11 protein-coding genes and 1 pseudogene are annotated in these 13060 nt (G+C 44.8%); 8 read left to right on the top strand and 4 right to left on the bottom strand.

Translation table 11 applies throughout. From position 1 onward, the window contains the following. Window positions 1-150 precede the first annotated feature (150 nt). A complete protein-coding gene (motY, locus tag L5L98_RS01750) occupies window positions 151-1020 on the bottom strand; it encodes a flagellar protein MotY (RefSeq protein WP_113938782.1) in 870 nt (289 codons plus the stop codon). 141 nt (window positions 1021-1161) lie between these two features. On the opposite strand from motY, the gene rnt reads away from it, so the two are divergent. Beyond that, the gene (rnt, locus tag L5L98_RS01745) at window positions 1162-1833 is read left to right on the top strand and encodes a ribonuclease T (protein WP_105252848.1); all 672 of its coding nucleotides are present in this window, start codon (window positions 1162-1164) and stop codon (window positions 1831-1833) included. A gap of 101 nt (window positions 1834-1934) precedes the next feature. Here rnt and L5L98_RS01740 read toward each other — a convergent pair whose 3' ends face one another. Continuing rightward, window positions 1935-2540, bottom strand: a complete 606-nt coding sequence (locus L5L98_RS01740; protein WP_006081247.1) for a peroxiredoxin C — start codon at window positions 2538-2540, stop codon at window positions 1935-1937. Window positions 2541-2925: 385 nt separating this feature from the next. Between L5L98_RS01740 and L5L98_RS01735 the strand changes: the two genes are divergently transcribed. Beyond that, entirely contained in the window at window positions 2926-4245 is a 1320-nt protein-coding gene (locus L5L98_RS01735) for a Na+/H+ antiporter family protein (protein ID WP_168823896.1), read from the top strand. Between the two features lie 152 nt (window positions 4246-4397). Here the strand turns inward: L5L98_RS01735 and L5L98_RS01730 are convergent, their stop codons facing one another. Both L5L98_RS01730 and upp read right to left on the bottom strand, forming a co-directional pair. Further along, window positions 4398-5813: a GGDEF domain-containing protein gene (locus tag L5L98_RS01730; RefSeq protein WP_263138223.1), complete on the bottom strand. Its 1416-nt coding sequence runs from the start codon at window positions 5811-5813 to the stop codon at window positions 4398-4400. Window positions 5814-6066: 253 nt separating this feature from the next. Then, window positions 6067-6693, bottom strand: coding sequence for a uracil phosphoribosyltransferase (gene upp, locus L5L98_RS01725; RefSeq protein WP_011789711.1), 627 nt, complete (start codon window positions 6691-6693; stop codon window positions 6067-6069). A gap of 330 nt (window positions 6694-7023) precedes the next feature. Here upp and purM point away from each other — a divergent pair, with 330 nt between their 5' ends. The 6 genes and pseudogenes from purM (at window position 7024) to L5L98_RS01695 (ending at window position 12930) form a co-directional block, all read left to right on the top strand. After that, complete coding sequence (gene purM / locus L5L98_RS01720; protein WP_113938786.1) at window positions 7024-8061, top strand: phosphoribosylformylglycinamidine cyclo-ligase; 1038 nt, start codon at window positions 7024-7026, stop codon at window positions 8059-8061. Further along, the gene (gene purN, locus L5L98_RS01715) at window positions 8061-8705 is read left to right on the top strand and encodes a phosphoribosylglycinamide formyltransferase (protein ID WP_028760357.1); all 645 of its coding nucleotides are present in this window, start codon (window positions 8061-8063) and stop codon (window positions 8703-8705) included. The genes purM and purN overlap by 1 nt, the downstream gene beginning before the upstream one ends. Before the next feature lie 159 nt (window positions 8706-8864). Next, window positions 8865-9611, top strand: a complete 747-nt coding sequence (locus L5L98_RS01710; protein WP_028760358.1) for an HAD-IIA family hydrolase — start codon at window positions 8865-8867, stop codon at window positions 9609-9611. A 314-nt stretch (window positions 9612-9925) separates the two neighbouring features. Continuing rightward, the gene (locus L5L98_RS01705; protein WP_263138222.1) at window positions 9926-10735 is read left to right on the top strand and encodes a nucleotide-binding protein; all 810 of its coding nucleotides are present in this window, start codon (window positions 9926-9928) and stop codon (window positions 10733-10735) included. Window positions 10736-10883: 148 nt separating this feature from the next. After that, window positions 10884-11024, top strand: a pseudogene (locus tag L5L98_RS01700) (HAD hydrolase-like protein); the annotation flags it as partial. A gap of 229 nt (window positions 11025-11253) precedes the next feature. Continuing rightward, a complete protein-coding gene (locus L5L98_RS01695) occupies window positions 11254-12930 on the top strand; it encodes a M28 family metallopeptidase (protein WP_131523918.1) in 1677 nt (558 codons plus the stop codon). Window positions 12931-13060: the final 130 nt, after the last annotated feature.

The following is a 13060-nucleotide window of genomic DNA, read 5'->3' as shown; positions in this document are numbered from 1 at the left end:
AAAATCTCATTATTTTTACCCATACGCGCAAATTGAGCGAATCATTCGATTAAAGTGGCATACTGCCTGAACTCTCCTTCTTTTAAAAACGACAATGCCAAGTCATAAACTTGGCATTGGAAAACACTTAAAACCTAGGTAAAACAAACACTACAAAGGTTTACTGATCCGTATAACAACACGACGGTTACGCGCCCTTTCATCCATATCATCATTGGAAGCCACGTGACGACGCTCACCATGCCCAAATGTGACAATACGATCTTGAGGAATACCACTGGCAACAAAGAACTCTTTTACCGACGCTGCTCGTGTATCCGACACTTTCTGGTTTACTGAACGGCCACCATAGCTGTCGGTATATGCATCCACCAGCACTAACTCTACCAAGGGATCATAGGCTAAATATTCTTGCACCCGAGACAGTTGTTGCTGGGAGAAACGAGTTAAATCGGTTCCGCCTTCATCGTAATTTAATACAGTAAAAGCGATATCTTCAAAGCTATAGGGCAATAAATGCGCTAGACAAGCTTTAAACTCAGTATATTTACGGCCAAAATTAGCTGAAGACAAACCCACAGCTATCTTATTCGACTCGTTATACCAATCAGCATAGTAAAACGTTGGTTCCATACCGCGACTCAACTCTGCCAACATAGACCAAGCTGCACGCTTAGGCACTTCACCGTTAAAGTACTTTTGATAATGTAATGAAGTGATCTCTTTCGATACCACACCAGGACGCCACTGCGGCGCGCGGCTAATTAATTTCGCCTGCGTCACTTGATCAGGTTTTACCCACATATCTAAGGTAAAAGTCATATTCTGCTGTTTACCTGCTTCACTGGTAAAAATCGCTTTACCGTAAGAAGGAATATCATGCTCAAGGCGACAGACGATGGGAGTATTTTCACTCACTCGCCACTGGGAATCACTTAAAGAGGCGACATAATGGCGCAACTCTGCCATTGCAGTTGCTGGAACGCATAAAATTGATACTAATATCAGTTTTCGCCACATAGCCTTTACTCATGTTTAATCGGTTACATGGCTTTATCGGCAAACTATTTAGTTCCTTTAGCTCATAAAACCACCAATCAAGCATGACACACCCCAACACATTTAGCATAATAGCGCCCTGTGAATTTTCTTGAGTACTTTATGAGTGACATTTGCGACGCGAACAAATTGAAATACCGATTTCGAGGCTACTTTCCCGTAGTCATTGATGTCGAAACTGCGGGCTTCAACTCTCAAACCGATGCGTTGCTAGAAATTGCCGTCACCCTACTAAAAATGGACAATGAAGGTGTGATAGGAATCGATAAAACCCTACACTTCCACATTGAGCCCTTTGAAGGTGCAAATTTAGAACCCGAAGCGTTAGCATTCAACGGTATTGATCCCACTAATCCGTTACGGGGAGCGGTGAGCGAGAAAGAAGCGTTTTTAGAAATCTTTAAAGCCGTGAAGAAAGCCCAAAAAGCCTCCGACTGCCATCGCAGTATCATAGTGGCGCACAATGCGGCATTCGATCATGGTTTTGTGAGTAAGGCGATAGAACGTTGCGACTTAAAACGCTCGCCGTTTCATCCTTTTGCCACCTTTGACACAGCAACGCTCGCCGGACTCGCCATTGGTCATACCGTACTTGCCAAGGCATGCATTATGGCGGGTATTCCCTTCGATAATAAAGAAGCCCATTCGGCGCTATATGATACCGAACGTACCGCGGAGCTTTTTTGTCATATCGTGAATCGTTGGAAATCATTAGGTGGCTGGCCATTACTGGCTGTGGATGCGCAGGATGCAGAAAGCGGTACTGTGGAATAAATTTAACAGTTAACAATAGATCTTAAGTAATGAAAAAACAAAAAAGCTGCCATTGGCAGCTTTTTTCATTTAACAGGCGACTGTGATTAGAAAAGTACTAATTACAGTGAGCTTGCGTTTTCAGACAGGTAAGCAGCAACACCTTCAGTGCTTGCATTCATACCTTTATCGCCTTTTTCCCAGCCAGCAGGACAAACATCACCGTGCTCTTCATGGAATTGCAATGCATCGATCATACGTAGCATTTCATCAACGTTACGGCCTAATGGCAGATCGTTAACGACTTGGTGACGAACCATGCCTTCTTTGTCGATCAAGAATGAACCACGGAAAGCCACACCCGCTTCTGGATGCTCAACATCGTATGCTTTACAGATTTCATGTTTAACGTCAGCCACTAGCGTGTATTTAACTTGGCCAATACCGCCTTTTTCAACTGGGGTGTTACGCCATGCATTGTGGGTAAACTGAGAATCGATAGACACACCAATCACTTCTACGCCACGCTTAGTGAACTCTTCCATACGGTGATCAAAAGCGATCAACTCTGATGGGCAAACGAAAGTGAAGTCAAGTGGATAGAAGAATACGACGGCTGGTTTGCCTTTGATGGCTGCAGTCAAGTTAAAGCTATCAACGATTTCGCCAGAACCTAATACAGCTGCAGCAGTAAAATCAGGAGCCTGACGGCCTACTAATACGCTCATTTTATATCTCCATCTATGAGTTGAACTAAGTGTAAGGCAAGATGCCTTCTAGCCAGTATGTTCTCAACCTAGGTCAAGTTAAATCCTTACTGATTAAAAGGTGTTCTTACCAATCAAATCCTTAGGCATTATAAGTCGTGTGCTGTGCCTTACAACCTATTTAAGATCAATATCACATTTTTCAAGGGTATTTCCGTTTTACCTGACTAAGGATAGAGCAATCTGTGTATCCAGTGTGCGGAGCAATCCACATTCAGCTAACAGACAAAAACCAGCATGATCACATTTTCAGATATTTTTCCGATATCGCCTCGGCAAACTGGACATCCACTGCCTTTGCAGTCGAAAATAGCTCCTTTGGCTTAAAGAATTAAGAAAATTGATAATGAATGCAGTCGTAATTGCAGTGTGCTTAATGTTAGCACTCAGTTTAGCTAGGGTGAATGTGGTTATTGCCCTGACCGTGAGCGCCCTCGTGGCGGGATTGGTAGGCGGAATGGATCTGCACCAAACTATAGATGCCTTTAATACAGGCTTAGGTGGCGGCGCACAAATTGCGCTCAGTTATGCATTATTAGGTGCTTTCGCTGTCGCACTATCGCATTCAGGCTTAACGACGCTGATTTCTAGAAGCATCATTAGTAGCCTTGGACAAGATCCTAATCCCACTAACACTAACTGGGTACGATGGTTACTGCTGTTATCGCTACTCGTCATGTCGATGGCTTCACAGAATATTTTACCGATCCATATCGCCTTCATTCCGATTTTAGTGCCACCACTCTTACATGTGATGACCAAACTGAACATCGACCGTCGCCTTGTGGCTTGTGTTCTCACCTTCGGCCTAGTCACCACCTATATGATTTTACCGATTGGGTTTGGTGGCATTTTCTTAAATGATATTCTGCTTTCCAACTTAACCAGCAATGGCTTAGCCGCTGCTCGCGAGCAAATTCCGCCAGCCATGTTAATCCCTGCCGCGGGTATGGTCGTAGGGTTACTCACTGCAGTATTCATCAGTTACCGTAAACCTCGGACTTACGACGAGGCAAAAGTGTTGGTCGCTGAACCTGAAGAAAATCTCAACAAACGCAATATCATCATTGCTGCACTGGCAATATTAGCCACTCTCATCGTACAACTTGAAACTGACTCTATGATTTTTGGCGCCTTAGTCGGCTTCATGATTTTCAGTTTTTCGGGTGCCTTGAAGCATGTCGCCGACCAAGATATCTTCAACCAAGGTGTGCGAATGATGGCCAATATCGGCTTTATCATGATTTCAGCCGCAGGCTTTGCCGCTGTAGTGAAAGAAACCGGTGAAGTGGGTACGCTTGTGGCCTCGCTTAGCGACATCATTGGGGATAATAAAGCCCTCGCAGCCTTTTTGATGCTACTGGTTGGGCTACTGATCACTATGGGAATTGGGTCGTCTTTCTCCACCATTCCAATTATCGCGACGATATATGTACCATTGGCATTGAGTTTTGGTTTTTCAGTAGCGGCCACAATCGCGTTAGTCGGCACTGCCGCCGCGCTGGGTGATGCGGGCTCGCCAGCATCAGATTCCACCTTAGGTCCCACTGCAGGTTTGAATGCCGATGGTCAACACGATCACATTCGTGACAGCGTGATCCCAACATTTATCCACTACAATATTCCACTATTAGTGTTTGGGTGGATTGCGGCCATGGTGTTGTAAGTGTTATCGCAGATGTTTACATTACCGGATTAGAAAGTAACAACAGCGCGGCATTCTCCGCGCTGTTTTTTATCTCGGGTATTCACTTTATTGCGGGCAGCTGGCTAACTCACTGATTCACTCGATAACTCACGTACTAATTAACGTAATAATTAAGATGTCGGGTCAAGTTTGCGACTCCCTTGCCTATTCTTTTTATCTTCATATAACGCTTTATCCGCCGCTTGTAGCACTGCCTCAAAGGAAGCATAATCTTGCGAATCAGCCACACCGCAGGAGACTGTCAGCACATTTAAAAACTGCCGCTCTGCGACCGCCTGACGTAAATGTTCAGCCAACAATAAGGCCCGTTCAAAAGTACAATTGGCTAAGATAACGACAAACTCATCACCGCCGGTTCTGATTAACAAATCATTTTCTCGAAATACACTGCGCATCGCATCAACAATTTGCATGATCGCCATATCCCCGAGTTTATGCCCATAGGTATCATTAATGGTTTTGATTTTGTCGCCGTCCACGCAAATCACCGCGTAATGCCCCTTAGTTGCGACATCAAACAGTGTGGTCTCATAGACTTTCTTATTGTAGGTGCGAGTAAAAGCATCCAATAACATCGCTTCACTAAACCGTTGACGCTCAGTACGAAGTTTCCTAAAACGATTGATATTAATTTGAACGAAGAAGATCACGATAGATAACAAAAACCACAGGGGCAAATTCCACACAATGAAACGAAATATACTGATTTTATATGTCAGTGAAGTCATGTTATCTAAATGATTTGTCATCGAATAAAACAAGAACTCCGGCGTCAGTTCAGCCCAAAGGCTATCTGTCGTGATCACCAACTCAGTACCATAATCCGTTTTCTGCAATTCAACATGTTTATTACGCATAAAAACCGACGTCATTAAGGCCGTGTCGGCAATAACATCACCGATGAAATGATTAGGATCATTAGATGATGAAATCGGTGATGCCATCGATAAAATGACTTTCCCACTGACTTCATCTTGATAAGGAATGGATAATACGATTCCATCGGCTAAGGACTCTGGGGTCGCGTCTTTCGCGCAATAGTGCAGACTCTGACAAAACTCATTCGTTGAAGTACGGTCTTTAATCAGCCGCGCTTTTACGTCCTCAGGAATTGGGGAGGCAAAATACATGGCATCACTGCGATAAAGTCCCACATACAGGAATATATCTTCGACATTGGTCTTTTTACTGGTTTTACTGGAATAGAGATAATCAAAATAGCGTAATACTTGCTCTTCTTCTGCGGAAAGCACTCCCCCTTGCGGCAGCATTAATCTGGAAGGGTCGAGTTGAAAAAGCGCTAAAGAGGATTTATTGAAATCAATAATATCGTGCAGAGATAAGCTTTTACCGAGCAGTTCAATATAACTCGGTGTAAGTTGCTCGTTTTTTACAAAAGACACAAAGGATTTATGCTCTCTATCGATTTTAAACGGTAATAGAATAAGTAGGAGTACGACAAACAAGAGGGTCGCAAATTCAAATGATCGACGCAATAATAACCAGTTGAGAGCCGAATTTCCCATAATTCCTCTTAATCCCTGTTCTACCAACAATGTACCTTGCACAAAACGTAAACTGCGAACAATAAAATTGCAAAATAAGCCAATAAAAACAACTTCAATAGATAATTATTATTTACCTTATCCTAAACTTTAGCAGCTTAAGATAAAGTTGTTATTACTGTATTGAACAAAAACAAAAAGGGAGCCTAGGCTCCCTTACTGACCACATCCGCTCAATTGAGCATCATCAACTCTGATTATTTAGCAACTTTGGCTATTTAGTACCAAAGATTTTATCGCCCGCATCACCCAGACCTGGCAGGATATAACCTTTCTCGTTTAAGCATCTATCGATAGCGGCAGTATATAATTCGATATCCGGATGCGCCGCTTCTAAGGCTTTAATGCCTTCAGGCGCAGCCACTAGCACTAAGGCCTTAATTGAAGTACAACCGCGCTTTTTCAATAAATCAACGGTCGCAATCATAGAACCACCTGTCGCGAGCATAGGGTCGACAACTAAGGCGATACGTTCGTTCATGTCGCTGGCCAGCTTCTCAAAATAAGGCACAGGCTCAAGGGTCTCTTCATCACGGTAAATACCGACAACTGAGATACGCGCACTTGGAATGTGCTCGAGTACGCCGTCCATCATACCCAAACCCGCACGTAAAATTGGCACGACAGTGACTTTTTTACCTTTGATTTGATCGACTTCAACCGGACCGTTCCAGCCTTCAATCGTCACCGTTTCAGTTTCGAAATCTGCGGTAGCTTCATAGGTTAATAAACTACCCACTTCGGCGGCTAGTTCACGGAAACGTTTAGTGCTAATGTCACCTTCGCGCATTAAACCGATTTTGTGACGCACTAAAGGATGTTTAACCTCGACAACTTTCATTTTTCTCTCCTGCTTATTTTTCGGCGTATTATTTTAGGCAAATTTTTCAGATTCTAGTTGATTTGTTTACTAGGTAAAACAGAAAGTTTTGCCATTCGGTCTAATCGTGAGCTATCTCCCAAGAATAATCCCCAATCGTCTAAGATACCTACTGTGATTTACTATTTTGTGACCAAACTCAAGACCTCTAAAAATTGAATATCTCGCATTCAGACCAAAAAAACTCCGCCGAGGGGCATAAATCCAAATCATGACTTTCGACCCCTAGCACAAGCTGGTAGAATACCGCCGCATAAAATCCAATAACGATGTACCCGAGAGGATCCCTCCGTGAGCACACCTACCCCACTGAGCTATAAAGATGCCGGCGTTGATATTGATGCAGGTAATGCACTGGTAAGTAACATTAAAGCCGCCGTTAAACGTACCCGTCGTCCAGAAGTTATGGGCAACTTAGGTGGTTTTGGCGCCCTGTGTGAAATCCCCACTAAATACAAACAACCGGTTTTAGTGTCTGGCACCGATGGTGTTGGGACTAAATTACGTTTAGCTATCGACTATAAAAAACATGACACTGTCGGCATAGACTTAGTTGCCATGTGTGTGAACGATCTGATCGTCCAAGGCGCTGAGCCACTGTTTTTCCTCGATTACTACGCAACAGGCAAACTCGATGTTGAAACGGCAACGTCCGTCGTCAACGGCATCGGCGAAGGTTGTTTCCAATCTGGTTGTGCGTTAATTGGCGGTGAAACCGCTGAAATGCCAGGCATGTATGAAGGTGAAGATTACGACCTAGCGGGTTTCTGCGTGGGTGTAGTTGAAAAAGCCGACATTATTGACGGTAGCAAAGTGGCAGCGGGTGATGCACTTATTGCATTAGCCTCAAGCGGCCCTCATTCAAATGGTTACTCTTTAGTACGTAAAGTATTAGAAGTGAGCCAAGCAGACCCTCAACAAGATCTCAACGGCAAACCGCTGATTGAACATCTACTTGAGCCAACCAAAATTTACGTAAAATCATTGCTCAAACTGATTGAAGCATCTGATGTCCATGCGATGGCGCACATTACTGGCGGCGGCTTCTGGGAAAACATCCCACGCGTACTGCCAGATAATTTAAAAGCGGTTATCCAAGGCGATTCATGGCAATGGCCCGCTGTTTTCAGTTGGTTAATGGAAAATGGCAACATTGCAGAATACGAAATGTATCGCACCTTCAACTGTGGCGTCGGCATGTTAGTCGCGCTGCCAGCCGATAAAGTGGATGCAGCACTTGCATTACTGGCTGCAGAAGGCGAACAAGCATGGCTTATCGGTGCTATCGCACATCGTGAAGGCAATGAAGAGCAAGTGGAGATCCTGTAATGCCCCAGAGCTGTCGTGTAGTTGTATTAATTTCCGGAAATGGCAGTAACCTGCAAGCGGTTATCGACGGTTGCGACGATAATCTGCAGGCCGAAGTTGTCGGAGTCATCAGTAATAAACCCGATGCCTATGGCCTAGTGCGCGCCCATCATGGCGAAATTGATACCAGCTGCGTGATAGCTCACCAAGGTGAATCTCGCTCTGAATACGATGCACGTTTAATGACAGTGATTGAAAAGTATCAGCCCGATTTAATCGTGTTGGCGGGATTTATGCGGATCTTAACCGATGATTTCGTGAATCATTACCTAGGTCGCATGATCAATATTCATCCTTCGCTGCTACCTAAATATACTGGCTTAAACACCCATCAACGTGCCATAGACGCGAACGATAGCGAACATGGTGCTAGCGTGCATTTTGTCACGCCTGAGCTAGATGCAGGCCCAGTGATATTACAGGCCAAAGTGCCTGTTTATGAAGACGATACGGCTGATATGCTCGCCGCCCGCGTGCATGAGCAAGAACATGCTATTTATCCGCTCGTGGTGAAATGGTTTAGTCAGCAACGTCTTAACATGCAAAATGGCCAAGCCTATCTCGATGGCAACCTTATCGGCCCAAGCGGTTACGCGCCCGATTAGTTCCACTTGACCGTAAGTTGTACCAATCAAAAAAATAGAGACCTTCGGGTCTCTATTTTTTTAACTATTTTCAACAAAAGCATTGTTTTCTTAGGCAATGTGGCATTAGATAACTTAACGAAAAAGTGATTTTTGATCGGCATGACAAGAGACTATTAGATGAAAAATATTATCTGCGATATCGATGGTGTACTACTGCACGACAATAAACTGATCCCCGGCAGCGACAAATTTATCCAGCGCATTTTAGAGCAAGGCAATCCGTTAGTAATATTGACTAACTATCCCGTACAAACGGGTAAGGATCTGCAAAACCGTTTAAGTGCCGCCGGTATTGATATTCCTGAAGAATGCTTTTACACCTCCGCCATGGCCACCGCCGACTTTTTAAAACACCAAGAAGGCAGCAAGGCCTATGTCATTGGCGAAGGCGCCCTCACCCACGAACTCTACAAAGCAGGCTTTACCATTACCGATATTAACCCCGATTTTGTGATTGTCGGTGAAACCCGCTCCTACAACTGGGAGATGATCCATAAAGCGGCAGGCTTCATCGCACGCGGCGCGCGCTTTATTGCCACTAACCCCGATACCCACGGTCCAGCCTACAGCCCTGCTTGTGGCGCACTCTGCTCACCCATCGAACGTATTACCGGTAAAAAACCTTTCTACGTGGGCAAACCGAGCGCTTGGATTATTCGCTCTGCACTTAATCATATCGATGGGCACTCGGAAGACACTGTCATCATAGGCGACAATATGCGTACCGATATTTTGGCGGGCTTCCAAGCAGGGCTTGAAACCATTCTGGTCACCAGTGGCGTGAGTAAGCTTGAAGATATCGACAAAGAACCCTTCCGCCCGAACCATGTGTTTGCCTGCGCTGGCGACATCGACGTTGTTTAAATCTTCATTTTAATTAAGCTCATTTCCCAATGTGTGCCCAGTGCTTACAGCGCTGGGCACCATAAACTAAATAGAGGCTGTTCATAATTCTGTGTCAGGTTAATTTCACAAATCGATGTGGTTTTCTAAGCGCCCCTTAAAGTGGATTGAAAGCTGTGACAGTGTCAAACTCCAATTGTGGATAGAGTTACTAGTAACACCTCTAGAACGGCATCACAAACCTCATTTTAAAACAGCAAGTTACCACCCTACTTCTTGCCATATCTACATCACGCGATAGAATGCTTCTAATAGCATTGTTTTGTGAGGCATGGATGGATAAGCAAGAAATTATTGATGGATTAGAGAAACTTAAAGAACGACTACTAAGCGACGTTTATACATCGTTTAATGATCGAGGTGCTAACTACGGTGCACGCAGATTTGTAACATGGAAACATGTTACTACGGCTTTTCTTGAAGAGAATATGCCTCGAGAAGTTAAACACTTTAATGCTTTGTTCGTGGTTTATGCTGTTTTATTACGCCGAACAGAAAGCGATGCTGACTATTTCTGGATAACTGATGGAGAGAAAACATATTCATATTTAGATTCGTTAATTCTTGATATCCAAAATGATGAATATGATTTCACCCCAATCAATAAGGAAGTTAAACAAGTGGAAGCAACACCTAAAGAAAAATCAAAAAACGTGTTTATCGTGCATGGACACAACAACGAAGTCAAAGAGCGAACCGCCCGCTTCATCCAAAAGTTAGGTTTTGAACCAATCATTCTTCACGAACAAGCTAGTGGCGGCAGCACTACAATCATCGAAAAAATCTTGGAGTATGCTAAGACAACTGACTTCGCGATTGTCCTCTACACCGCTGATGATGTAGGTGGAATAAAGAATACAGAATCGAGCGGTCTAAAACCAAGAGCAAGACAAAATGTTGTCTTCGAACATGGCTTATTGATTGGTCTACTTGGGCGAGAAAATGTTGTGCCATTAGTTGCTGATAACATTGAGATACCAAACGACATTAGTGGTGTGGTTTACGTCAGAGATGACTGGCAAACAGCTATAGCTAAAGAAATGAAGAAAGCAGGTTACGAGATCGACTTCAACAAGCTTTTCTAAGTTTTGATTGAAAGCCCTTACTAAATACATAAGCGTATTGTTGTTACAGTAAGGGTTACATCCTAAGTCAGGTGCTAATCATTACCGATACCACCCCCAACAACCACCACGGTCCCGCTTACAGTTCGGCCTGTGGAGCCCTGTGTCCACCGATATTTTGGCAGGCTTCCAAGCGGGGCTTGAAACCATTCTGGTCACCAGTGGCGTGAGTAAGCTTGAAGATATCGACAAAGAACCCTTCCGCCCGAACCATGTGTTTGCCTGCGCGGGCGATATAGATGTTGTTTAAACAATTATCTAAACCTTTGTCTAACCCTGCGTAGCCAGTCATTCTGCAATTACCCATGCAACACGCCTCGCCCAAAGGCGTATTGCATAGGGTAAAGCAACATTAAGTAACATATTCGCCTTCTTCTCAGCCTTGTGGCTCACAGCGGCTTGCTTCATGATAAGTCTCGCTTCTGATTGATTAACAGAAATCTAAAATACCTTAATTAAAACAACAGTAGGATTAACCTATGCGACGTCTGTATCCCCTCTGTGCGTTGGCCATGCTCAGTGCCTGTAGTCCAAATGTATCAGAGCCTGATGGCAACAGCACTTTGGCTGAACTCAAACCAGTGCAGTTTAATGAAGCGCGCTTTAGAAATGATATTAAAGCCCTGTCATCCGATGAATTTGAAGGTCGTGCGCCCACCACTCACGGTGAAAAACTCACCTTGGATTATTTGACCAAAGCCTTTACAGAGATGGGACTCAAGGGCGCGTACCAAGGCAGCTTTTTACAACCAGTGCCTATGGTGAGCTATACCGCAGATGAAGCACAGCAAGTCACGCTGGCAGGATTACCCTTTAAATACCGAAAAGATCTAGTGCTCAGCAGTCGCCACGATAACGGTGGTATTAGTATTGAGAACGCACCATTAGTCTTCGTCGGCTATGGGGTGAACGCACCCGAATATGGTTGGAATGATTACCAAGATCTCGACATGAAAGGCAAAATCGCGGTGATCTTAGTGAACGATCCCGGCTTTGCTCGCCCTGACTCGGGTAAATTCAACGGCAAAGCCATGACCTATTACGGCCGTTGGAGCTACAAATTTGAAGAAGCCAGTCGTCAAGGCGCACTCGGCGCACTGATTATCCATGATACCGAGCCCGCCTCTTACCCTTGGTCCGTGATAGAAAATAGTTGGACTGGACCACAGCAAGATCTGGTCCTCAGTAAAGCAGAACAAGATAGCCGTATCCAAGTCGAAGGCTGGCTTACACTGGACGCGGCTACGCAACTGTTCGATAAAGCCGGTTTATCACTGCCTAATTTAATGGCGCGCGCCGCCGACAGCTCAATCAATTTACCCCTTGAACAAACGGCCAACATCGCCTTTAAAAATAAAGCCGAATACGCAAATAGCTACAATGTGGTCGCCACACTCCCCGGCAGCACACAAGCCAACGAGCAAATCCTCTACACCGCCCATTGGGATCACATAGGTAAAGACGAGACGAAAGAAGGCGATCAAATTTATAACGGCGCCATGGATAATGCCTCAGGCACTGCCGGCATTCTCGAAATCGCCAGACAATTAGCCGACAATGCGAAACAAGGCCATGGTTTAGCGCGCTCGGTCACCTTTATTGCCACCACAGGTGAAGAACAGGGCTTACTCGGTTCACGCTATTACGCCGCTAATCCACTTTATCCTATCGACAAAACCGTGGCAGTGTTAAACCTCGACAGCACTAATATCTATGGCAAAACCAAAGACTTTACCATCGTCGGCAAAGGTAAATCTGAGTTAGAAACTTATCTTATCGATGCGGCTAAACAACAAAACCGCATCGCCATGGGTGAGAAAAATCCCGCTTCGGGCGGTTTCTTCCGTTCAGATCATTTCAGCTTTGCCAAACTAGGCGTGCCCGCCGTCTTTGCCGGCGGCGGTAGCGATCCCGTTGATGAAGCCACGGCTGCTTATAAAACTCAGATGCAAGCTACAATGAAAGGCTGTTATCACAATGTCTGCGATGAATACCGTGAAGACTGGGATTTGAGCGGCGCGCTGCAAGATTTGCAAATCTACTACCAAGTCACACGCACATTGGGCAACAGTAAAGATTGGCCGGGATACTATCAAGGCACAGAGTTTAATAGCCTGCGCCCAGCCAAAACGACGCTGGTAACGGACGCAAAATAACAGGCTAAGTCAGTGGCTTCTTGCGAGAGACAGTTGGGTTAGTCATCTCTTATTGGCGTCTGCTTGAAATAAAGCGCCTCCTCCGCCAGCCAAAGCGCCAAACAAGACCTACAAGCACGTGAACCATTCA

The sequence above is a fragment of the Shewanella sp. SM23 genome (assembly GCF_025654295.1).
Lineage (GTDB): Bacteria > Pseudomonadota > Gammaproteobacteria > Enterobacterales > Shewanellaceae > Shewanella > Shewanella oncorhynchi.
The sequence above is the reverse complement of the archived record's forward strand: the minus strand, read 5'-3'. Positions and strand labels throughout refer to the sequence as shown.